At 56.0% G+C, this 23,868-nt stretch carries 19 protein-coding genes; 9 read left to right on the top strand and 10 right to left on the bottom strand.

The window, feature by feature from the left end:
- Positions 1-82 precede the first annotated feature (82 nt).
- Positions 83-2,410: a CoA transferase gene (locus RIC29_03805; protein MEQ8734024.1), complete on the top strand. Its 2,328-nt coding sequence runs from the start codon at positions 83-85 to the stop codon at positions 2,408-2,410.
- A 4-nt stretch (positions 2,411-2,414) separates the two neighbouring features.
- Positions 2,415-3,572 carry an acyl-CoA dehydrogenase family protein gene (locus RIC29_03800; protein ID MEQ8734023.1) on the top strand — a complete coding sequence of 386 codons (1,158 nt, stop codon included), beginning with the start codon at positions 2,415-2,417 and terminating at the stop codon, positions 3,570-3,572.
- Positions 3,573-3,608: 36 nt separating this feature from the next.
- Here the strand turns inward: RIC29_03800 and RIC29_03795 are convergent, their stop codons facing one another.
- From RIC29_03795 to RIC29_03785, 3 genes are all read right to left on the bottom strand, one after another.
- A complete protein-coding gene (locus RIC29_03795) occupies positions 3,609-5,117 on the bottom strand; it encodes an ABC transporter substrate-binding protein (protein MEQ8734022.1) in 1,509 nt (502 codons plus the stop codon).
- A gap of 1 nt (position 5,118) precedes the next feature.
- Positions 5,119-6,057, bottom strand: coding sequence for a formylglycine-generating enzyme family protein (locus RIC29_03790; protein ID MEQ8734021.1), 939 nt, complete (start codon positions 6,055-6,057; stop codon positions 5,119-5,121).
- Positions 6,058-6,294: 237 nt separating this feature from the next.
- Positions 6,295-8,655, bottom strand: coding sequence for a TonB-dependent receptor (locus RIC29_03785; protein MEQ8734020.1), 2,361 nt, complete (start codon positions 8,653-8,655; stop codon positions 6,295-6,297).
- Between the two features lie 234 nt (positions 8,656-8,889).
- Here RIC29_03785 and RIC29_03780 point away from each other — a divergent pair, with 234 nt between their 5' ends.
- Positions 8,890-9,621, top strand: coding sequence for an SDR family oxidoreductase (locus tag RIC29_03780; protein MEQ8734019.1), 732 nt, complete (start codon positions 8,890-8,892; stop codon positions 9,619-9,621).
- A 128-nt stretch (positions 9,622-9,749) separates the two neighbouring features.
- On the top strand, positions 9,750-11,285 hold the full coding sequence (locus RIC29_03775; protein ID MEQ8734018.1) for an ABC transporter substrate-binding protein: 1,536 nt from the start codon (positions 9,750-9,752) through the stop codon (positions 11,283-11,285).
- 11 nt (positions 11,286-11,296) lie between these two features.
- Here RIC29_03775 and RIC29_03770 read toward each other — a convergent pair whose 3' ends face one another.
- From RIC29_03770 to RIC29_03740, 7 genes are all read right to left on the bottom strand, one after another.
- On the bottom strand, positions 11,297-12,220 hold the full coding sequence (locus RIC29_03770; protein MEQ8734017.1) for a phytanoyl-CoA dioxygenase family protein: 924 nt from the start codon (positions 12,218-12,220) through the stop codon (positions 11,297-11,299).
- A 115-nt stretch (positions 12,221-12,335) separates the two neighbouring features.
- Complete coding sequence (locus tag RIC29_03765) at positions 12,336-13,925, bottom strand: FAD-binding oxidoreductase (protein ID MEQ8734016.1); 1,590 nt, start codon at positions 13,923-13,925, stop codon at positions 12,336-12,338.
- Positions 13,926-13,948: 23 nt separating this feature from the next.
- Positions 13,949-15,034 (bottom strand): class I SAM-dependent methyltransferase, encoded by a 1,086-nt coding sequence (locus RIC29_03760; protein ID MEQ8734015.1) that lies wholly within the window; start codon positions 15,032-15,034, stop codon positions 13,949-13,951.
- Complete coding sequence (locus RIC29_03755) at positions 15,031-15,396, bottom strand: hypothetical protein (GenBank protein MEQ8734014.1); 366 nt, start codon at positions 15,394-15,396, stop codon at positions 15,031-15,033. The genes RIC29_03760 and RIC29_03755 overlap by 4 nt, the downstream gene beginning before the upstream one ends.
- 25 nt (positions 15,397-15,421) lie before the next feature.
- Complete coding sequence (locus RIC29_03750; protein MEQ8734013.1) at positions 15,422-16,804, bottom strand: MFS transporter; 1,383 nt, start codon at positions 16,802-16,804, stop codon at positions 15,422-15,424.
- A 9-nt stretch (positions 16,805-16,813) separates the two neighbouring features.
- The gene (locus RIC29_03745; protein ID MEQ8734012.1) at positions 16,814-18,439 is read right to left on the bottom strand and encodes a GMC family oxidoreductase N-terminal domain-containing protein; all 1,626 of its coding nucleotides are present in this window, start codon (positions 18,437-18,439) and stop codon (positions 16,814-16,816) included.
- A complete protein-coding gene (locus tag RIC29_03740) occupies positions 18,436-19,347 on the bottom strand; it encodes a LysR family transcriptional regulator (GenBank protein ID MEQ8734011.1) in 912 nt (303 codons plus the stop codon). Before RIC29_03740 ends, RIC29_03745 begins: the two co-directional genes overlap by 4 nt.
- A 223-nt stretch (positions 19,348-19,570) precedes the next feature.
- On the opposite strand from RIC29_03740, the gene RIC29_03735 reads away from it, so the two are divergent.
- The 5 genes from RIC29_03735 to dctP are packed head-to-tail and all read left to right on the top strand — an operon-like array spanning position 19,571 to position 23,864.
- Positions 19,571-20,401 (top strand): alpha/beta fold hydrolase, encoded by an 831-nt coding sequence (locus RIC29_03735; GenBank protein MEQ8734010.1) that lies wholly within the window; start codon positions 19,571-19,573, stop codon positions 20,399-20,401.
- Between the two features lie 2 nt (positions 20,402-20,403).
- Positions 20,404-20,913, top strand: coding sequence for a cupin domain-containing protein (locus RIC29_03730; protein MEQ8734009.1), 510 nt, complete (start codon positions 20,404-20,406; stop codon positions 20,911-20,913).
- 9 nt (positions 20,914-20,922) lie between these two features.
- On the top strand, positions 20,923-21,912 hold the full coding sequence (locus tag RIC29_03725; GenBank protein MEQ8734008.1) for an ornithine cyclodeaminase family protein: 990 nt from the start codon (positions 20,923-20,925) through the stop codon (positions 21,910-21,912).
- A gap of 42 nt (positions 21,913-21,954) precedes the next feature.
- Complete coding sequence (locus RIC29_03720) at positions 21,955-22,776, top strand: isocitrate lyase/PEP mutase family protein (GenBank protein MEQ8734007.1); 822 nt, start codon at positions 21,955-21,957, stop codon at positions 22,774-22,776.
- Between the two features lie 17 nt (positions 22,777-22,793).
- The gene (gene dctP, locus RIC29_03715) at positions 22,794-23,864 is read left to right on the top strand and encodes a TRAP transporter substrate-binding protein DctP (GenBank protein ID MEQ8734006.1); all 1,071 of its coding nucleotides are present in this window, start codon (positions 22,794-22,796) and stop codon (positions 23,862-23,864) included.
- Positions 23,865-23,868 lie beyond the last annotated feature (4 nt).

The raw sequence follows: 23,868 nt of genomic DNA, 5'->3' as shown, positions 1-23,868 counted from the left end.
AAAGTTGTCACAGACTCAGCCAAACCGTTTCTAGGCTTTAGGGTTGGAGCCAAATAACCAGTCGAAAATTAAGGAGCACCCCATGTCAGCTAGCAAAAAAGGTCCACTTGATGGTCTGCGCGTGCTCGATTGTGGAACGGCTATTGTCGGACCATGGAGTGCAACTTTGCTGGCATTCTTGGGGGCTGACGCGATCAAGGTTGAGCGCCCCTCTGGCGAGATTACCCGGCTTGCGCGGCCACAGCAGAACGGTTGGTCCACGGCCTATACCATCGCAAACTTATGCAAACGTTCCATCGAACTAGATTTTAAAGACGATACGAAAAAGCCTGCTGTTGAGCGCTTGTTGAGTCAGGCGGACGCGATCATCGAAAACTATCGCCCGGGCGTGGCCGAACGGATCGGCATTGGTTACTCTCAAGCGAAAGACCTCAATCCGGGAATCGTCTATGGCTCCAGTTCTGGTTGGGGTGATGTCGGTCCGATGCGCGACATGTCGGCGGTCGATTCTCATTTGCAGGCGTTTAGCGGTTTTGCCTCGCTGAATGGCGCACCGAACGGCGCGCCGGAAATGCTGCGGTATACCCATATTGACCCCAGTGGCGGTACCTTCCTGGCCGCTGGTGTGCTGTTGGGGTTGATCGGCAAACAACGTTTCGGTGCAGGTGGACACATTGTCACCAGTCACCTCGCCATGACCTTGACCATGCAAGCCAGCCGCGTTGCAGAAACCTTGGGAACGGCGCAGCCTGTTCCGCGGATGGGCAGCGCGTGCACGGCCAGTGCGCCCAATCGCTGCTTTCTCACGCAAGATAAATCCTACATCGCGGTGACCGTACAGACTCAGCAGCAATGGGCTGGTCTATGCACCGTTCTGGGCGAAGAGGGACTGGAAACCGACCCGCGTTTTGCAACCAACCAACTGCGGGTGCAGAACCGTGATGTCCTCGATGAGCTCGTTGCCGAGAAACTCAAGACCGGGCCGTTGCGTTGGTGGAAAATTCGTTTTGCTCAAGAAGGTGTGCCTGCCAGTGCAGTGTTTGATGCGGAAACCCTCATCAATCATCGTCATATTCGGGAGAATGGATACTTAGTTGACGTCGCGCCAGATCACACGGGGCCGATGATGTCAGGCGGTCTGCCGTGGACCTTCTCAAAAACACCAGCCTCTATGTCACAACCCACGCCCGCACCAGGCGCGGATACGGAGACGGTTTTGGCATCTGGGTTTGGCGAGGGAATCTCCACTTCAGGTTCTGCGACAGACAGCAGTGAGGGCAAGTTGCCGCTCTCTGGTTTGAAGGTTGTCGAGTTTAGCCAGGGGTATGCCGGGCCAAATATTGGCCTGTTGCTGGCGGAAGCGGGGGCCATGGTGATTAAGGTCGAACCCTTAGAGGGCGACTGGGCGCGCGATCTTGCGCCCACCGCATCGTCTGGCCGCAGTGAAGTCTATGACGCCCTCAACCGCAATAAAGAGCTGGTATCTCTCAACGTTGCACACCCCGCAGATGCGCAAGCCGCGTCGAATCTTATTGCGTCGGCGGATATTGTTTTGATGGATTGGTCACCACAGTCCGATGATCCGTTGGCCTCTGTGGTATCTAAGGCAAACCACGATAAGCTCATCACGCTGAGCCTCTCCTACCACGGCGAGGCGGGTCCTCTGGCGCAACAACCGGGCAGTGAACTGACCATTCAAGCAATCACGGGCTATCTCCGCGCGCTTGGCGATTTGGCGAGTGAACCTGTCCGTGTCGGCGCGGACATTGCTGAAAGCGCGGCTGCGGGCATGGGCTTGCTGGGCGTACTTGCTGCTTTGTATCACCGCGAAAAAACCGGTGAGGGTCAGCGTGTGGCGGTCAGCCGTCTCGGCGCAACCATGTCGTTGCGGTCGCTACAATGGGCGGCAATCTCTAACCCGGATGCGTGGTTGGGGCCGTCCTACTGTCTGGCGGAAACAGATCCCCCTCGGCACGGCTATCAAACCAAAGACAACAACATTTTCGTGTCCATGATGAATTTGCGCGATAACGATAACTTCAAAACCATGTTGTCAGACCTCAACATGCTCAAAGATGTTGAAGGTAATGCGCGGTTTATTGAAGAAGGGCGTACGACCATTGGGATGGGCTACCTCAGTGGTGAATTTCATGGTTTGTGGGAAACATACCTCAAGCGTGTGCCAGCATTAGAAGCCCTGGATATCTTTAATCGCAATGGCGCAACCGCCGTTGAATTCCCTGAACTCAATCAATTGATGACCCACCCCCAAGTCGAGGCGCTGTCATTGGTCCAGGAACATGACGGGCGCCGGTTCTTGCGTGCGCCATGGCGTGGCCCGTGGCAAGCCCCGGACATCACGCTGGCCCCTGATGATACCTCTGATCTGCCACGCGCTGCCGAAGGATAACGTTATGGATTTTAATCTTCCCGAAGAAACCCGCATGCTCCAGGAAATGGTGCGCCGTTTTGTTGACGCGGAGTTGATCCCTCTTGAGACGTCATTGCCGGATCGGCCCAACTCTCACGAGTTGCCGCCGGAGGTACAAGGTCCGTTGGAGCAGAAGATTAAAGACCTTGGTCTATGGGCTATGGACGCGCCGGAAGACGTTGGTGGCGCTGGCCTCGGCTTGCTGGATCATTGCATTGTGATGGAAGAGGCGTTTCGCTGCACGGCTGGGCGTGGGCTGTGGTCGTCTCTGTTTTTCCCAGTGCTCTACAACTTGGGCTCTGACGCCCAAAAAGAGAAGTATCTCATTCCTTCTGTGCGTGGCGACTTTCACGGCGCAGCGGCTTTTAGTGAACCTAATGCGGCTGGAGATCTCGCCGGAATTCAAACCTCAGCGGAAAAAGTAGACGGGGGTTGGAAGCTCAACGGCTCCAAATGCTGGATCAGTCACGCCAAATCCGCGCGCTATGTGTTGGTGTTAACCCGCCTCAAAGGCACATCCCGCCATGAGGGCATCACCTGGTTCATCGTCGATGCGGACACGCAAGGGTTCTCAGTGGGGCGTGAGCAGAAAATGCTCCATGGCCAATCGACCTATGAGTTGTTCTTTAATGATTGCGTGGTGCCGGACAGCCAGTTGCTGGGCGAGCCGGGGCAAGGTTGGAGCGCCAGCGAAACCGCGCTGTATCGGGGTCGGGTGATGATCTCTGCGCGGGCCATTGGAATCGCGCAGCGGTGTTATGAAATGATGCTCGACTATGCCCAGGAACGTCACACCTTTGGTAAGCCTTTGGCCTCGCGCCAAGCCATTCAATGGATGATTGCGGACTCGGCCACGGATCTCCATGCCTCACGGCTGATGGTGTATGACGCGGCCTGGCGTGCTCAAAACGGAGAGCAAGTGCGCACCCAAATGGCTATGATCAAGGCGTTCACCTCTGAAATGGCCGGGCGCGTGGTCGATCGTGCCGTTCAAGTGCACGGCGCGTCAGGTTTGTCAGATGAAACCATACTGGAGCGCTGTTATCGTGATGTGCGGCCCATGCGCACCTACGAAGGGTCCTCTGAAGCCATGCGCAGTGTGATCGCTAAGAACGTGCTTCAAGAAGGCCGCAATCGTTAGGCCGAAAGTATTTAGCGCGCCCCCACCGAGAGGCGTTTAGTCGGCCAGTCGAATATTCTCGTAGGCAATGCCGACGGGCCGGATTTCGATGTTCTCAATGCGATCTGAGTAACCCAAAACGCTGCCGTATTCGATCAAGTTAATCGTCGGTGCCAGTTTTTGCATATCGGCCATGATCGACCGCAGCTTGGCGTCGCGGCTGTCCGGATCCATGTCGGTGCTGCTGTCTTCAATTTTCGCGGCCACCGCATCGTTACAGAAAAACGGGTTGGCTTTAAGACAAGAGAAATCTCGCAACGCCCGCGCGGTATCATTGTAGGGCGCGTTGTTCCACAGAATTGAAAACCCATCGACGTCGCCCCAATCACCACTGAAGTATTTTCGGGTGCGCTCCGGATAGGTCGTTGTCCGAAGATCAACGTCTATGCCGACCTTCGATAAATCCTGAGCGGCTTGCTGATAGATCAACGAGTCAGACGGACCCATGCCCACCAGCACCTCAATGATCAACTTAAACCCGTCCGCATAACCGGCTTCTGCCAGCAGGGCGCGAGCTTTATCCGGGTCATAGGTGTACGGTTTGATATCAGGATTATAGCCCACATTGGCTGGCGTGCCGCCTTGGGTGGCCAGCGGAAACATGCCATCGAGAATAAAGTCCACAATCGCTTGTCGGTTGACGGCATAGTTGATGGCTTGGCGGACACGCTTGTCGTTCAGGGGTGACTCTTCTTTCAAGGCATTGGGAAGGCCCAGGGCCATGACCTGATTGCCATAGTGGACCTGAACATTATGGCCTTGCATTTCGATGATCGGTCCATCTTCTGGCGTCAGGCCCAGGGCCAGGTCAATCTGTCCTGCAATTAAAGCCTGCGTGCGCGCGATGGAATCCTTCAGCGTGAAGATACGCAGTTTGTCAAATGCCTGTGCTTTACGCCATGAGCCGTCGTAGGCCGTAAAGGCAATAGCACCCCCTTGATTCCAGGACTCTAATGCATACGGACCAGTGCCGATGGGGGCACGGGCGTAGGCGTCGGGGCCAATCTCTGTCCACAAATCGAAGTCGACAATACGCATCAAACTAAAGCGCTTCGCCAACATGGGATCAGGCATGTGTGTGATCACTTCGAGGGTGCGATCATCCAGCGCGCGCGCGGACTCAATGACGGTCATCTCTGTCGCAATGGGATAACCGGCATTTTCAGGCTTCACCAATTCGTTGATGTTTGCTGCAATCCCGGTCGCTGTAACGGGCGCACCGTTTTGAAAGGTGGCCCCCTCACGCAAAGTAAAGGTCCAGCGCTGGGCGCCATCATTTTCCCAGGCAATCGCCAACCCGGGTTGCAGGCTGCCGTCCGCGTCGATGCGAGTCAGTCCGTCATAAATAGACCCCAAGATAGATCCCGGTGTGACACCAATCGCGGCGTAAGGGTTACCTAAACTGGCTGGCAGTTCAGTGCCGCCCACATTTAGTGTTTCGGCAGTAACGCCGTGGTTTAGGCTCAAGCAAGCGACCGCTGCCAGAAGGGTTGATTTGAAGTGCACGTTAGTCTGCCAGGTCGCGAGCAACGCGGAACCCAAAGATGTGAGAGGCCAGGTTTTCCGGGTCACGTCCGCGGAAGGCCGGGCGATGGCGTGAGATCATCGAGAACCAACTGCCACCTTGTACAGCGCGCCGGTCACAGTGACCCTGCACCTGATTGGGCTGTTCGTTAACGTCTTCGTCGTCATACAGCCACAGGGAACAATCTTCGTTCCATTCCCACACGTTGCCGCCCAGATCGTGCAGGCCAAAGCCATTTGCCGGGAAGGAGCCAACAGGTGCAACCCCTGCAAAACCATCATCGCAGTTGACCGGCCCCCAAGACGCACTGGTTTTAGCATACTCTGTCGAAGCGCCTTGCAGATCAAACACATTGCCTGTTTTGCAGGCTTGATCTTCGTCTTCACCCCAGGCCCAGGTGCTTTGCGTGCCATCGCGCGCAACATATTCCCACTCGGCTTCTGACAACAGGCGATAACGTTCACCGGTCTTGCCGCTGAGCCAGATCGTATACGCTTTGGCGTCGTGCCAGGAGACACAGACCACCGGCTCGTTGCCTTGTGGTGCGCGTCCGTAATCTGGGTCGGTCCAGTCGCCGCCGAACATGACCACTTCACCGCGCCATTTGGTGCAGGCGGTTGAAGCGATATAGCCGGTCGCGTCGATAAATTCTTTGAACTGGGTATTCGTAACTTCTGTTTTTCCGGCGGCAAACGCAGAGCGAATGGTGCGTTTGTGCACAGGCGTTTCCGGACGCATTTCATTCAGCACAAACTCGCCGCGTTCCGAGCCCATGGTAAATTCACCGGGCGGGATCACCACCATTTCTGGGCAGGTCTCGCAATCTTTAAAGACCTCACCAGCTGTGGTCTGCGCAACGCTGGTGTTCGATGCGATGTTTGTTAACGCAAGGACAGAGAGGGCTAGAACGTGGTTCAACATGTAAAGCTCCATTTAAAATACGGCTTAGATATTCAGTATGACAGTGGTACGAGGCCACAGGCTAGGTCACCATGAGGGAAGACCGCTAGCTCTTATTATGAGCTTAGTCGCCTGCTAGTCGCTGCATGTCCACTGTCGCCTGCGCCATGAAAAAAGGGGCAGCCAGTGAGGCCACCCCCTAATTTCACTCGTTTATGTGTCTGTTTATTTTAGAAACGCATCCGCGCTGTTATGCCACTAGAAGCGCATGCGCGTTGTTACACCAAACGTCCGCAGACGGCCGTAAGTTGTCGAATACCGCCATGGGAAGAAGGTGTTGAAGCTGGAAGTAACGCCATCAACGGTGTTCTGGAAGAACACATCGCGGAAGGCGGCCACAGCTTCTTTATTGTTGAACAGGTTTTCCGACCACAGCTCGACAGTGTACCGGTCAGAGTCAATACCGAGACGCAGGTTCACCAATTCACGCGATGGGGCAATAGCCTGATTCTGCGCACCAATGAATTGCTTGCCGATGTAGGTAAAGTCACTGCGGATATACCAATCGAAATTATCATTCAGCTGATCGCGATAGGTCGCAGAAGCATTGGCCTGCCATTTGGATTGACGCAGCAACTTGTTGCCAGACACATCCCCGTCCGGTGCATAGGTCGGGAACAATTCGAAGGATTGAATAACAGCGTCTTTAAACTCGGCATCCGTGTAGGAGAATCCACCGTTGACCGATAGTTGCTCGGTCAGGCGGCCCTGCATGGAAACTTCCAGGCCCTTCACTTCAGCGGTTCCTGCGTTCTGGGCAAACGTTGCGACAGGCACAAACGTGTCATCACTCTGTGGAATGACGATGTCTTTCCAGTCGATGTAGAAGAGGGCGGCATCCATTTGCATACGGCCATCCATGAACGTGCCTTTGGTGCCGAGTTCATAGGTCCAGTTTGTTTCCGGGCCGAACTCTTTAACAACGACAACGCCACCCGGATCATCCGAGTCAAAGCCACCGCTTTTCGCACCGCGGGCCGCGGACGCGTACAGCAGCCAGTCATCGGTGGGCTGATAATCCACGGAGAAGCGGGCGGTGATGAAATCCCAACTGCCATCACCTGTGTTGCCGCTTAAGCCTTCGGTGAAGTCTTTCTTTTGGTCTGTCCAGCGGACTTCTGCGCGACCAGTCAGCTGTTCCGTGAAGTCGTTTTCAATATAGCCGAAGGCGGCGATGGACGACTCATTGCGGACAATGGTGTCATCAAGATTCACGTCGCCATTCGGGCCAAAGTAGCCGAGGAATGGGTTATTCCCGGCAGGAATGGCAACAAACGGACCAAAGCGCAGCACCGGCGCAAACCCAGCGAAGTCTGCGGGCAGGGGTTGCGTCGCTTTGATGGCACTGTCGCCTTCGAGGATATCGGTGGTGTAATAGTAGGTGCCGATGGAGCCGCGCAGCGAGCGGTCAGCCGGCGTGTCATAGCGCGCTTCAATACTGATTTCTTCTGAGTCTGATTCTTGGCCAATCTGCTCAAGGCCCGTATTGATGGTTCCTTCCGTTCTATCGGGTTTTAGATAAACCAGGGGAATACTCAAGTCGCCAAAACCACGTGAGCCGTCGAGATTGAAGGATTGCTCCACCTTCGAGAAACCAACCAAGGCACTGAACACACCAATATCGGTATCCAATTCCGCCTTGACGTCGGCGCGCAGTACTTCTCGTTTCTCACCGGTTGCTTCATCAATAACTGAGAGGCTGTCTTTGGTGATGCTGGGCAGTACGCCACAGTAACTTTGCAGGCGTTGACCCGAGCCGTTGTCTTCGCAGTTGGCGTAAATGCTGGCGCCAGCCGGAGAGTCAATTTCATCGTCTGAGTAATACACAGCCCCGTGCATGCTGAAGTTTTCGGAGGGCGTGGCGTAAAAACTGCCCTGCAATGTTTTGTATTCGTAACCGCCAATGTTCGGGCCTGTCGGGTTCTGGTTTTCGTATGAGCCATCAAAGCTGTCGTAACCCGCAGCCAGGCGCAAGCCCAATTTACCGGCAACCACAGGACCACTAACCGACCCCAGCGCTTTGAGTTGGCCGTCGTTGCCAAACGTCAGTTCGGCTTTGCCTGCAAACTCATCTCCGGGGCGCGCGGTAATGATATTGATTGCGCCAGAGAACGAAGAGCGGCCATACACCGCACTTTGCGGTCCCTTGATCACCTCAATGCGTTCCACATCAAGCTGACTGAAGTTCAAGCCTTCACGTCCGGCAATGTAAACGCCATCGACAAACACCGCCGCATTGTTTTCCCCAAACACATCCGTTGGCGCGACACCACGAATGACTGGCGTGGGAAGAAATTCACCGAGCAGGTTGGAGAAGGTCAGGCCGGGCGTAAAGTTGGCGATATCGCCCAGGTCATTGATGCCAGCGGCTTCAATTTGGGCGGCGGAGAAGGCGGTGATGGCCAAGGGCACATCCAGAATGCTTTCTTCCTGTTTACGGGATGTGACAATAATTTCTTCAATTGCCAGTTGGGCAGCGGCCTCAGTGGCGGTGAAGGATACCGCCGTTAAAAGGGCGACGGCTGATACGCTGCTGAGTTTTAATTTACGGTATGGCATTTTTCCCCCGGAATTTAATTAAGCCATCTTAAACTTATGGTTATTTAGTAACATATCTGCCGCAATTTCTATCTGAATCTTATGCTTAGCAACAGTTTACCCTTATTTGTCCTGTCACTATGACAACTGTGCAACAGCTCTTATAGTGAGCTAAAAATTGAAGCTCCTGTTCAACTCAAAATGCTGGGTTTACCCGGTATATTGATCATTCGTTCCCGCGCTAGGAGAACCCTTATGCAGAAGACTTTTCTTTCGCTGTTAGCCTTTTTGGCCAGCGCGGTCATGGCGCTCCCCAGTTACGCTGAGGATGGTGTTCTGATCTTCGGAGCCACGCGCAACACCGGCCTGGAGATTGCAAAAATCCTCGCGGCGCGGGGGGAGGCTGTGACAGCGTTTGTCCGTCCAACGTCCAACCTGGAAAACCTTGAGCCGCTGGGCGTCGAATATTTCGAAGGCGACGCCATGAATGCGGAAGATGTCGAGCGCGCGATCTCGGCCAAAAACTACAAAGCCATCATTTCAACACTGGGTGGTGGACGTGGCGAGCGGCCCCCGGATTTGGTCGGCACGATCAACATCGTGGACGCCATGGTCAAGCACGGCCCCAAGCGCATCTTAGTGGTCACCGTCATTGGTCCGGGCAAAAGCCTCTCTATGGTGCCCGCTGAGCAGCGCGTGCAATTGGGCCGGGTCATTGAGCTCAAGGAAGAAGCTGAAAATTACATCATCGCGGCGGATTTAGACTATACCATCATCCGGCCCGGACAGCTGACCTCCAATCCGCGCTCAGGCATTATTCGCCTTGACCTTGAGCCCTCTCCTACGGGACCGGTCACGCGGGCCGATTTGGCGGATCAAGTGGTCGGAGCGTACGATGACGACAGCACGATCAAACAAATCTACCAGGTGATTGGCAATGATCCGTTGATGACGGGTCAACGCATGGATGCCCCGCCCGGAGACTAGAAGCTCGGTTCCCAGATGAGGGATGTTTTCCGCCGTCAACCAAAGACTGATCACTCGAGAACGGGCTATATATAGCCCCATTTACCTGTATCATAAGAGCAGTCCTATATCTTTGCTGGGTGAGTCTTATGTTTGGTCTTGGTGTCCTCGGTCGTTACGCGGCAGCGTTGTGTCTCGCGAGTAGCGTTCTTTTTGCAGGTCACGCGCCTGCCTTTGCAGACAGCACGACCCTACGCGTTGGGCAGCCTACCCCTGCGGTTGCAAGCGGTTACCCTTTTGCCCGCGATGAAGGCGGTGGTCTGCGCTATGCGATTTACGATGCCCTGACGACGTTTTCGCCGACGGGCGAGTTTGAGCCTGCTCTGGCAGTATCGTGGGAAAATGAAACGCCGACCACATGGGTGTTTCAGCTCCGCGAGAACGTGGTGTTCAGCAATGGGGAACCGTTCAACGCGGATACGGTCGTCGCCACCCTGACCGAACTTTATGACCCGGATGTGCTCCACGCCCGCAAAGCCGATATGGGCACAATCATCAGCTATGAAGCCCGCAGCCCGTATGTGGTGGCAATCACCACCTCGGATCCTGACCCCTTGTTGCCTAACCGTTTAACGCAGTTGCCCATCATCGAACCCAAAGCCTGGGCCGAACTGGGTCAGGAACAATATTCCCGCACGCCGGTTGGTACAGGCGCCTACACCCTTGAGTCCTGGGGGCCGAACAACACCAGTCCTGTTCTTGTGGTTTCCAAGAGTTCTTGGCGCGATGTGGAACATATCACCCGCGTTGAAGTCACCGTCATGCCGGATGTCGGCAGCCGGGTTACGGGCTTGATGTCCGGCGAATTGGACATGGCTGTTAGCCTTCCTAGCGATGACATCCCAACCCTTGAGGCCATGGGTAAAACCGTGATGGTGGTGCCCAACCCCAGTATTTTGTCGATCGCGTTACGCAATGTGCGCGAGGACTCTTCACCGCTTAAGGATGCGCGTGTGCGGCGGGCGCTTAACTATGCCGTCGATAAACAGTCCATCGTGGATTTCATTCTTGGCGGCACGACACGGGTGGCACACCAGCCGTCGACACCGGACCTCATCGGCTACAATCCAATGGCAGAACCTTTTGACTATAATCCGGAACGGGCTAGGCAGTTGCTGACAGAGGCCGGCTATGCAGACGGCTTTCCCTTAAAATTCTCGGTCTATGGCGGGTTGTTGCCGGGGGACTCCCTGATCTTTCAAAAAGTAGCTCAGGATTTGGCGGCCGTCGGCGTTCAAGTTGAACTGCGGCAGATTTCTTTTCCCGATTATGTGCGTCGCCTGTTCAATGCGGACTGGGAAGATATTGATGGGTTCTCTATTGGCTGGATGAATATGAACCTGTGGGACCCGCAAAAAGCGTTTGAGCAATTCTCATGTGCCTACACAGCCCCGTTTTATTGTGATGAAGAGTCCATGCCGCTGATTGAGGCGGCGGCCTCTGAAATGGACCCCGCCAAACGCGAAGCCTTGTTGCAGGAGATTACCCTGCGTCTGCGTGATCAAGGGGCCGCGTTGTGGCTTCTTGAGTTCTCTGGCGTCGTCGGCTTTCAACCCGGATACGCAACCGACCGCTTCCGCATTGACGGCAGTGTCTACGAAAACATCACCTACACCAAACCCTAAGCGCCCTCAGCTTAGCCGGCTTTTTTGGCCAACTCGCTGAACAGCGCATCTTCGTTTACGGTGTTACGACGCTGCGCCTGCCAGGTGGTGGCAAAGCCTCTGGGGTAATGCTCATCCGTGTCGCGGGTGCCATCTTCGGACCATAGGACCGGGAATAAGGGGCCTGCCGGTGGGCTGCCTTCGACCATTTCATCAAAGCACACACCGGCGATGTTCAGGCAGTCCGGACGTGGCGCCCAGCGAATATCATCACCGAAAATGCGGGCTGAAATCGCAATGCGCCAATCGTCCGACGTGTTGCCAGAAGAGTAATGCAGTGTCCAAGGGTGAACCACCAGCATGTCGCCGGGTTCCATTGCCCAGTTGAGGAACCGGGCGTTGGGGTCTGCCCGCAGCTTGGCTTCATCCGGATGCGGCGCGCGGTCCGCTGGTTTAATCATTTTGCGCGCGTTGGGTGAAAACAGCCAATAAGGCACGTCTTGAACTTGCGACCCAGCTAAAACTTCCAGCGAATTCTCAGGCGCCACCGGGTTCAGTGGTATCCATAAGGACGGCACCATTTCACCGGAAACGGGCCAGCCCATGCGGTCGCAGTGCCAGAGCGTTTTTGAATCCGATTTCGGCGGCTTGGCAAAAATCTCTTCAAAGAAGAACCGCGCGGTTTTAGATCCAATGGTCTGCGCGGCAGCTTGGCCCATGGGGGAGTTGAAAATAAAGTCCCGAAATTCGGGAATGATCCGTGACATGTATCGTCCCGGCGCAGAGGGCAGCAGACCGACGTCTTCTTCATCCACAGAAATACGCCGCGCAGTAGGCTGCATTTTTTCAATCCATTCCGGATCAAAGACCTTGCGCAAGCAGACTGCGCCATCACGCGCATAGATTTCGCGGTCTTCGTCAGTAATGGCTCTTATCGGCTTGGTATTCAGGGGCATGGGTCAAGCTTTCATTCTAATGAGAGTCTTAATTTGGGGTGTCACGTGAAGCCTTACAAATAGAAAGTTTTGTCTCGGATATACGTTGTATGCATGTCTAGAATTAAATTTGACATCAAAGCCCTAAAGCCCCTGGATTCAACAGGTTATGAGGGTCGGTGCGGTTCTTGATCCGCCTAACGAGATCAATGGTAATCTCGGACCGGTCCCGCAAGTAGGGATAAGCCTTACCAATTTGCATATGAACGCCGCCGTGGGCGTGCATCAGAGTCACGATGTCTTCAAACATTTCTTTGGCAAACGCGCGGCCTTTTTCGCTGGGCGCGTTGTTGCGCATGGGGGCCAGCATGTCTTCCGGCGTATTGCGTTCATGGAAAACGTCAGGGGTGTCGGGCCAGTATAACACCGGCTCACAGAGGAACCCGTTGGTGCTCATGGTCCCAAAGATCGATGGGATCGTCATGTTCAACGCCTCAATTTCGTCTTTGCGTTTTTCCAACAGGGCTTCCAGCGCTGTATTAAAGGCGACAGCCTGAGAGAACGGCAAAATGGTGTGCAGCGGCAGCATGCGTTTCGCATCCATGCCAACCACCGGATAGGGCATGAAGGGTGTGGCCCGCATCACCGTCGGCATGGTGTTGGGAATGTCTTGGCCATGCGTGCCAACGGCATCGCGCACGGTTTGAATGTGGCCTTTTAATTCGGTGCGGTTATCAGCTTCAACCGCACAGTGCACGAAGCATTCAGACTTGGAGGCAAATCGCCGGCCGGCGATGGCCATTTTGATCATCTGCACAACGCCGCTGATCACACCACCTGAGGATTTGCCGACCGCATACATAATTTTCAGGTCTTCAATCAGACCTTTACTGGCGACCACACCCTCCATTGCGCGGCGGGTGAAACCAAAAACTTCTGTCGCGCGGTTAGACGCGGCAATCGCCTGCATGGCTTTTTGCCCGGCTTCGAAACTGTCAAAACCAAACGACAGACCTTGGGTAAACTTGGCACGCTTTTGCAGACGCAAGGTCACGGTCGCTTTAATACCAAGGCCACCCGCATCCCCACAAAACAATCCCGTCAGATCCGGGCCATAGTTGCGGAAGAAGGGTGATTTATCCTTTTGAGCGGCTGAGCCCGTAGCGAAAACCTCACCCTCAGCCGTCACAATCTCCATGCCCAGCACGGCTTCCGCTGAAATGCCGTCTTTGGACGAGCCGAGGCTCGCCGCCCCTTGTGACATACCGCCGCCAATGGTGGCTTTAAAGCCAGACAACGGCCCCCAGAACTCGGCCCGCACCCCATGGGGCTTGAGGGCGTTATCTAAGACTTCCCAGGTGCAGCCTGCCTGCACGGTGACAAACATGTCCTCGGGGTTGATCTCAAGAATTTGATTGAGCCCCGTCATGTCCAGGGACATGCCGTTGGGCGCAGAGGCCAGGTAGGCATCGGTATAAGAATAGCCACCGCCGCGCGGGAAGATCGCGATCCCCGCAGCGGTGATTGTTTTGACGGCCTGCGCCAGGTCCGCAACGGAGGTTGGGCGGATCACCGCCGCCACCGTTGGGCCTGTGGCATAGACATCCTGTGAGTAATACAAGCGTGTCTGTTCATCTGTTATCACAGCGTCAGCGCCGAGCATGGCCCGGAGGGACTCAAGCACGGCGATCACAGTTGTGTTCTCAGGTGTGACAGTCACGTTCATAGCTCATTCTTATCTTAACGGCCTTAGATGGGCTTCGTGGCCACGATGGTCTGCAAGAACCCATTGGAGTTTTTCGGTCCTGGCTTCACATCAAAACCGGCGTCCTTCAGTTCCTTATGGAAGTCCATGTAAACAAAACCCGGTGAATACGGCTCGCAGTTGTTGATGGAATCATAATCAATCATCCACCGTTGCGAGGCCGGCATGTTCGGCCCGGCACTTGGGAATTCATAAATGCAGAAGGTGCCGCCGGGACGCAGAATCCGGAACATTTCTTTCACTGTATCTTTGATCACGCGCACCGGGATTTCATGGAACAGAATGTAAGACAATACCATGTCAAAGCTGTTGTCCTCGAACTTGGTGTCTTCCGACAAACCCTGCACGAAGTTGACATCAATACCGCGTTCCACCGCTTGCCAGTGGGCGTATTTTACCATCGGTAGGCCAACGTCTAGCCCGGTCACCTCGGCGTCAGGGTAGCGGTCTTTGATAATCATAGTGGCTTGGCCGATGCTGCAGGCCAGATCGAGAATCTTCTCGACCTTGCCATCTTCCGGCGGGGTCAGCGTATCAACCACTTCTGCATGCAACTCATCTTGATCGTTCGCGCCAGCGTAGAACACCTTGGTGCCGTAATGGAACACAATGCCGCCGATGGGATCATCGGTGTAGCCGCCCGGCTGAAGGTGAATTTCACGTCGCGCGTACGCCGGCACTTCAAAGTTCGGATCGACCGTCAGCTTGCCCGGCCCTTTGGTGGCAGCCTCATCCATGGCTTTAACAATATCACCTTCAAAAGGTTCGAACGAGCCGCGTGTGCGCCGCCACATCATTTCCTGATGCGAGCGCATATAGCGTTGCCAGGTGGCGGGCAGGGGCAGTTTATTAATGACCCCTTTGATGTCTTTGATGTCGGTCTTGTCGTCGGTTTTGCCCAAGGCTTCGGCGACCGCCTTATCACCTTCAGCCGCAACCATCGGGAACGTGCCATAGCCAGCGATGCCGCGAAAAGTTTCTACAAAATCAAGATAGCTCTCATCTGAAAGCCGGGTTGTGCGTGGCAAAATGCCTTTGTAGCCACGGGATAAAGCAACAGTGGTACTCATGATTTCTCTCCTGTTTTATCTGCGGGGTCCATACCGAATACAACTTCACTGGAGCCGCGGGACATACGTCGAAACACGTTCGATACCAGTTCGGCGCGCTCGGCGGCGCGGGCGGCGTTGTCTTCCGGGGTGGGCTCGTAGGCTTCAATCATCGCGCTGATGTCTTTGCCGTCGCCGACCACATCTTGCAGAACACGCTCTAAGATAATAGCGCGATCACGATAGGTCCACACCGCCGCGGTCAATTCCAGCAACGATTCATGAAGATTGTCGAGCACTTGGTTGTCGAAGAACTGCTTTCCGGCACCATTGATTTCATCGCCGAAAACAAAGCGTGGGTCTTTGGGGGGCATGTTGTCCATGTGTCGTTTCCTTTTGTCTTTTCCTTTAAGCGAATTGTGCGTCTAATTTTGCAACATGGCTGGCAAATGGTTTTCTACCATAAAACAAGATGGCGGCCCCAATCAGCATGACCGTCGGGCAGACAATGCTGATGGAGTATCTAATCAGGTTCGGATCGCCGATTACGAAATCCGTAAAGAAGGCAACCAGAAACGGCCCGCCGCCCTGGCCAATCACGTTGGCCACAAGCAGATAGACCGCGACCATCTGTCCACGCAGTCTGTTGGGCACAATCAGGGGCAGGGCGGATGGCCCAGTCCCAAAGGGCATAGTGCCGAAAAACACCACGGGCGCGAGCAGAATGAGCGACAGGTCTTTATCCGGCACTAAGGCAAAGGTGGCCAGGAAAGGCGTCGCCAACAGCGCGGCGATGACTCCGGCGCGCACATTTGAATCATCGTAGCCACGGCTCTTCAGCCAGTCCGATAGCAATCCCCCGGTCACCACACCGGCGGACCCCAGGGTCACGAAGTAAAGTCCAAAAACACTGCCGATTTCGCCGGCGGACATGCCATGGGTGCGCATAAAATACGCTGGCACCCAGGCGCTGACCGAAAACATCGCGACCGTCAGGAAGGTGAAGCCGAAGACCACGGGGACAATCACCGTTTTATGGTCCGCCAGATATTGCCACGCTTGGCGCAAGGGAATGGCTTGGTCTTGCTGGTCGGCGTTCTCTTTTGCCGTCCCGATGCGCGGCGGTTCACGCACCATGAGCCAGACGAACACGGCAAGAATCAGGCCCGGCACCGAGACAATCAGAAAGGTCATTTGCCAGGGTCGGATGGTGCCAAACACACCCGCATCAACGGGACCGATCTCGTTCATCATATTGATCACAAAACCGCCCACCACCAGAGCGATGCCGGTGCCGAGAAAACTTGAGCCGGTAAACACGCTCAGGGCCCGGGTCAGGCTTTTGCGCGGGAAGTAATCAGACAGCATCGACATCCCGGCTGGAGACAGCGTTGCTTCACCAACCCCCACCAGCATGCGGGCGAGGAATAATTGCCAGAAGACTTTGGCCACACCGCACAACGCGGTCGCAATCGACCACACCACCATCCCCGCCAGAATAATCTTCTTGCGGTTTTTGGCATCGACCAACCGCCCCATGGGGATGGCGGCGGCGCTGTAAAATAATGCGAAGGCAAAGCCTTGCAGCAAACTCACCTGGGTGTCCGAAATGCCCAGGTCGGTTTTGATAGGATCGACCAGAAGACTGATGATCTGGCGGTCGATAAAAGAAATAACAGCGGCCAGACACAACATGAATACGACGAACCATGCATAGCTGTCTGAGCGAAAGGCGAAGTTTGGGTCAGGTGCGTCGGGTAACGTCTTGGTGGCCAAGGTGCTGTCGCTCATGTAACGGTCCTATCCGGCGATTAGATCAGCAGCTTTCTCGCCGATCAGAATTGCAGTTGCGTTGGTATTACCACTGATCAGATCCGGCATCACAGAAGCATCGGCGATGCGCAGGTTTTTAACCCCACGCACTTTAAGGTCTGGGGTCACGACAGAGTCACCATCGCTGCCCATGCGGCAGGTGCCCACAGCATGATAGCCCAGAAACGCCGTCTGGCGCAGAAAGTCGGCCCACTCATCATCGGTTTGCACATCTTTTCCCGGCAGGCGCTCGGCGACCCGGTGCGCATCAAAGGCCGGGCTGGACAAAATCTCACGCACCGCGCGGCAGCCTTTGGTGAGCCGGACGAGATCGTCTTCATTGTCGAACAGGTTATGGCTGATCTTAGGGGCTGCTGCCGGATCTTTAGAACGCAAGCTGGTCGTGCCCCGGGTTTTCGGATAACCGATGTTGACCGCCGCTGAGATGGCGGGCTTGTCATAGGGGATCACGCCGTTCTCATCGAAGCTGAAGGCATAAGGTCCGAGTTGCACTTCAATATCAGCAACGTCGTCCGTCGGGTCAGCCTTCATGAACGCCACCGCATGAGGGTAGGGACTGGTGGCGGGGCCACGGCCAAACACAAACCAGTTCATAGCATGCATCACAATCTTCCAGCTGTTGATCTCCGTATTAAAGGTCGATTGGTTGACCTCAATACTGACCATGCCTTCCGGGTGCTCTTGCAAATTTTGCCCGACGCCCGGTGCATCCTGCCGCACCTCAATGCCATGAGATTTTAGCGCCTCAGCCGGGCCGATGCCGTTCAGCATCAACAGTTTTGGCGTGGCCATGGTGCCCGCTGTCAGGGTCACGCCCGCGCGGGCTTTGATGCGCTTTTTTTGTGCGCCTTTGCCATACACCACGCCGGTACAGGTTTTGCCGTCAAACACCAGTTCCGTGACCATCGCGCCGGTGCGGACCGTCAGGTTGCTCGGTTTCTTTCCAGGCCACAGATAGGCGCGCGCCGTATGGTAGCGCCAGCCGCGCGACTGCGTGACCTGGCTGTACGCCACGCCCGCTTGCTCGGCACCATTGTAATCTTCGTTGAAGGGCACACCCGCTTCTTTGGCGGCATCGATAAACACATGGGCGAGGGGGTGCGTGGTCCGCAACCGCGCCACATTCACTGGTCCGCTGCGGCCTCTGACATGATGATCGCCGACCACCGTGCGTTCCAGGCGTTTCATCACCGGCAGAAGATCGTCGTAGGCCCAGCCGCCGCAGCCGTTGTCGGCCCAGCGGTTAAAGTCGGCGGCGCGACCGCGCACATACAACATGCCGTTGATGGCACTCGATCCGCCCAGCACTTTGCCAGCAGGCCAAAGGTCGACCCGATCATTGCGGCTGCGGTCCGGCTCCGCCATGTTCATCCAGTCCAGACGGGGATTGCCGATGGCTTTGATGATCGCCGCCGGCACATGAATGAACGGCGAGTAATCGCGGCTGCCCGCTTCCAGCAGGAGCACCCGTTCTGTGGGGTGGTAACTGGCCAGACGATGAGCCAGCGCCGAACCCGCAGACCCGCCCCCGACGATCACATGATCAAACACCTGATCAAACGTCTGGGGGCGCTGTGTGCTGTCTGAGGTCATCTAATTTGCTCCGGCCAATCTTTAAACACGGCCCTGGTTGCATTGATAAAGTGCTCAACGGCAGGGCGCTGGGTTTCTGATCCGCGCAGGATCAGGCCCGAGGCCCGCGCAAAAGGGGTGCCTTTCACTGACAGGCGCACGATGGACCCCTTGGCGATATCCCGCTCCAACAGGTGATCCGGCAACAGGCTGACATATTCGCCCGACAGCACCAGCGCATGCATCAACGACAAGGCATTGGTTTCAACGGCCGGACGCAGCAGGGTCAGATTGTCAGAGGCAAATAAATCGGCCACCAAAGACGACACATGCAACTGGCGCACCAGCGCCAGGCGGCAATCTCTGAGATCGGCCATTTCAACACTGTCTTTTTTGGCCAGGGGATGATCGGCCCCGACCACAAAATGCGAATGAATTGTAATCAGCGGTTCAAATACCAGTCCTTCTTCGGCGGTGCCGGGCGGAAAGTTGGAAATCAGCGCTTCTACATGAGCGGTTTTGAGGTCGGTTACCAAATCCTCAAAGAAGCCTTCCGTCACATTAACGGTCAATTCTGGAACGGTTTTTGCTAATTTTCTCAGGACAGCCGCCATGGGATGACCCGCAAACAGCGCGGCAACCCCGACATTCAGGGAACCACGTAACCCTTTGGCGGTCGCTGTAACGTCCTCCGCCGAGCGCGCCGCTTCATTGAGGATCATCTTGGCTTGGTCATACAGGCGATACCCCGCTTCCGTGGGGATTACGCCGCGCGACTGGCGCTCCAGCAGTTGGGCTTCCAGGTCGCCCTCGAGATTTTTAATGCTGCGGGTCAGGGCCGGTTGGGTAATATTCAGAATCTCAGACGCGCCAGAGAGCGTGCCGCACTCCACCACAGCCACAAAATGTCGCAGTTGCTTGAATTCCATCAGCCGGTCCCGAATTTACCCATTTAAAGCGCGCAGTGCAGCAGGTGCCGGAGTATGACGACTCTCGGACTATGATCTCAAATGATTTTATTGGGTTTATCCATAAAATAAATGAATGGCAGTATTCGTGCTTTGAATTGGTGCCCATATGGGTGAAAAGGCACACTCTAGAAAATGCGGGCGAAGGCCCTGGTTGAGACCTCTAACGGATAGTTATGACCACATGGATATGATCAACATTGGGGACGCTGACTTGGCAGTTTGGGTTGAAAACCCAGGAAGAGGTTCGGTTGAAAGCCCAGGTACCGCGTCGGTTTTTCTGGTTTCCGGCCTGGGCGGACGGGCCGCCTTCTGGTCCGAGCTGGTGCCGGCCCTGTCCGGTCAGTTCCAGGTCGTGACCCACGATCACCGGGGCACCGGGGCCAGCACCAAGTCAGAAATCACTTATTCCGTGCCCCAGATGGCCAAGGACGTGCTCAGCCTGATGGATGTGCTGAAGATTGAGAAAACCGCTATGGTCGGCCATTCCACTGGGGGGGCCATCGCTCAGTATCTGGCACTGAACCATGCCGATCGCTTGAGTCGGATTGTCCTTAGCGCCACATGGGCGGGACCGAGCCCTTATTTTAAAGCCTTGTTTGATTTGCGTTTGCAGGTGCTGCAAGACTCCGGCCCCGAGGCCTATTTGATGGATGGTATTCTGCGTGCCTATCCTGCGGATATTCTGACGGATACGCCCAGTCTGCTCACCGGCACCCGCGAAGAACGCTTGGCCGCTTTTCCGGGTCTGACCATCGAGGCCGCTCGCATTGCCGCCGTGCAACGTCACGATTTGCGCGACCAAGTGTCAAACATTACACTGCCGACCCTGGTGATTGCCGCCGCCGATGATCAAATCACGCCGGTGGGATTTTCCCAGGAGCTTGCCGGTCTTATTCCTGGCGCTGAAAAAGTGATCCTGCCCCATGGCGGACATTTCGTGCCGCGCGTTTCCACCGCCGCCTATAACGCGGCGGTCGTTTCCTTCTTGACCCAACCAGCAACGGAGGCCTGATCATGGCAACGCAAGTTGATGTTAAAGCACCCTGGTGGACTGTCATCGGCCCCGACGAAGGCGAGTCCATTTGGCAGCCAGAACCCACCCAAGGCTATGTCACTATCAATCTATCCCCAGACAATATGCCCTATGATTCGTTCACGTCGGGCATTCAGGTTTTGCCGCCGGGCTGCAATGTGCGCGAACATGGACACAGACAGAACCATGAACTGCTATTCGTTTACGAAGGCACGGGCCGTGCCGAAATTGAAGACGAGACCTACGACATCGTTCCAGGCTCGACGATTATGTTTGGTCGCTATGCGCGGCATTTTGTCGAGAACACCGGAGATGTCGATATGAAGTTCTTCTGGGTCTTCTTTCCACCGGCGCTGGAGGATTGGTTTCGCGCTATCGGTAAGCCGCGCACACCTGGCGAGCCCATGCCGGAAAAATTTCCTCGGCCAGAAAATGTCATGGACATCTATAATGGCATGAAGTTCATACCACCCCGCCCGGATGCAAAATAAGAGAAAATTATGTTGGTATTAAACAGACAGGCCCTGATTGAAGCCCTCACTCATTCCGAGTGCGTCGAGTTGATGGATGGTGCCATGCGCGCCGTTTCCCGCCGTGATGTCGAAATGCCCTTGCGTCAGTTCATGGCGGTGCCCGATACCAAGGGCAAGCTGGGCATGATGCCCGGATACATTGGCCAGACGGAACAACAAGAGGCGTGCTTCGGTATTAAGGTCGTCAGCAAGTTTCCGCGCGCGCCCGGCAGTCCGTTGTCCAGCCATGTGGGGGCCGTGCTGTTGTTTGAAACCAAAGACGGTATGCCTGTTGCGCTGATGGATGGCCGTGAGTTGACCGCTATTCGCACCGCCGCCACCACCGCCATGGCCACCCGCACCCTGGCCCGTAAAGATGCCGCCTCGCTCACCTTTATGGGCTGTGGTGAAGAAGCCCGGCACCACATTCAAGCTATTTTGCCCGTCCGTCCCATCACCAAAATTATCGTCTGGGGCCGCAACGCGGAACGGGCTCAAAAATTCTGTGCCGAACAAACCTTACCCAATGGCGTGTCCATTGTCGTCGAGCCCGATGCCGAGAAAGCTGCGTCCGAAGCCGAAATTCTGTGCACGGTCACGTCCTCAACCCAGCCTATTCTCAAAGGCGCGTGGTTGCGTCCCGGTGTACATGTCAATCTGGTCGGCGCGGCGGTGCGCACCTCCGCCGAAGCCGATATTGATGTGGTGAGCCGCAGTAAATTCTACGTGGACTATCTGCCGTCCGCACTGGAACAGGCCGGCGAGTTGGTCAACGCCATCGAGGCCGAGATCGTCACGCGCGGTCATGTGGTCGGTGAAATTGGCGCCGTGCTGAATGGTGATGCGCCGGGCCGCATGACGGACGACGAGATTACCGTGTATAAGTCGTTGGGTGTGGCCGCGCAGGATCTTGCCGCCGGCCTGGCCGCTGCAAAGAACGCGGACGACAGCAACATCGGCCTCGCACTTGAGTGGTAAGGCACTTGATGGGTAGCGCTCTAAAATAATAAGGATTTCTAAGTGACGACATTAAAGCAACGTTTAGCGCAGCCCGAAATTGTGGCCGCCCCCGGTATTTACGATGCGCTGACCGCAAGTCTGGCCCAAAAAGCGGGCTATGAAGCCGTGTTTGTGTCCGGCTCCGCCGTCGCGTTCAGTCAGTTGGGGCGTCCTGATATCGGCTTGGTCACCATGACCGAAATGGCCCAGGTGGTCGACCGCGTGCGCGACCGTGTGGACATTCCTTTGTTTGTCGATGCGGATTCTGGCTTTGGCAATGCATTTCACGTGCGCCGCTGTGTGCGGATGTTTGAACGGGCCGGCGCGTCCGGTATTCAGATTGAGGATCAGATCAACACCAAGCCCGCCAAAGAGGTCATCCAACGCCCGCTGGTGTCCATCGAAACCATGGTTGGTAAAATCAAAGCCGCGCTGGATGCCCGCACCTCGGAAGACACCATCATCAGCGCCCGCAGCGACGCCATGTTTACCGAAACGCCAGAGCAAGCCTTAGAGCGCGCCGTGGCCTATGCTGACGCCGGAGCCGACATGGTGTTTATCGAAGCCGTCAACGATGCCGCCGACCGCAAGCGTCTGTGCGACACCTTGAAAGACCGCGTGGCGTTGCTGTTCAACCTGCTCAAGCCCGGCGCGCTGCAAGCGCCGACGCCGCAAGACTTGCAAGAGCTGGGCTATGATGTGGTGTTGTTTCCCCAAGCGGTCATCGGGCCTTCGGCCAATGCGGCGTGGCAGTCTCTCAACACACTCAAAGGCAACAACGTCTCCGCTGATCCACAGCCGGTGACCGACCTGATCGACGCGGCACAGCAGTCGAAATGCTGATCAGCCGGAGTTCCGTAATGATGATATTTAAGAGCTCATCTTTCACCTCAGTCTTCGCAAACACCCGCGCTCTGGTGTTTGCGCTTGCGGCCCTCGTAACGTTAACCCCACTCTCCACAACAGTCGCCACGCCAGCCTCTGCGGCCGAGGTGCAATGGCGTCTCGCCCACTACCTGCAGGAAGAACACTTTTTCGCGGCGGGCTGGTTGACCGACTGGGTTGAGGAACTGGAGCGCCGCTCCGATGGACGGATCAAGGTTGACGTTCACCCCAACAATTCCCTGCTTCGATTGGCGGCCATTGCGCCTGGGGTGCGCGATGGTATCGCCGAGATTGGGTTTGGCCCTGCGCCCGAAAGCCCGGCGTTAGAGTTGCTTGAATTGCCCTTCATCGCAGAGTCAGCCGTGCATGGCACCCACATCGCCATGTCTCTGTTGGCAGATCAACCGTCCGTGAAAAATGACCTGGCGGGTTTGCATGTGGCCGTGCTGCAAACCAATGCGCCCTCGCTGATCCACACCAAAGATAAACCGGTGCGCGTCCCCGCCGACCTGCAGGGCCTGAAGATGCGTGGCGCGACGGACTACATTCGCGATATGCTCGGCGTGTTGGGGGCGGAGCCGGTCGCAGGCTATCTGGCCCCGCAAGTCTATGGCTTGCTGGAAGCGGGCACGGTCGATGGAACCCTGTGGCCCTACGAAGCCATCCGGATTTTTAACCTGGGCGAGCAAGCCAATCATCACACCGAAATGTATTTTTTCGTGTCGGTGCTCGGGCTGTTCATCAACGCTGAGGCGCTTAACGCGCTGCCGGATGATCTGCGGGCCGTGGTGTTGGACATGTCCGGCCCAGATGTAGCGCGCAGCGCGGCGCTGGAATGGGATCAGGAAGAGCAGCGGGGCCGCGATAAAGTCATTGAGCTGGGTAACACCATTCTCACGCCCACGGCGGCACAACGCGCGGCCTGGCGCAGGGCGGCGCAGCCTCTCATTGATCAGCGTTTGACCGCGCTTTCGCGCTCCGGCTTCAACGCCAACCAACGTTATCGGCACCTGTTGGAAACAGCAGCATCCTTGCCGACCGAGTAAGGCA

It is taken from the genome of Rhodospirillaceae bacterium, from assembly GCA_040219235.1.
Classification (GTDB): Bacteria; Pseudomonadota; Alphaproteobacteria; order Rhodospirillales; family Rhodospirillaceae; genus WLXB01.
Note: the sequence above shows the minus strand (reverse complement) of the source record. Positions and strands in the feature narration are given on the sequence as shown.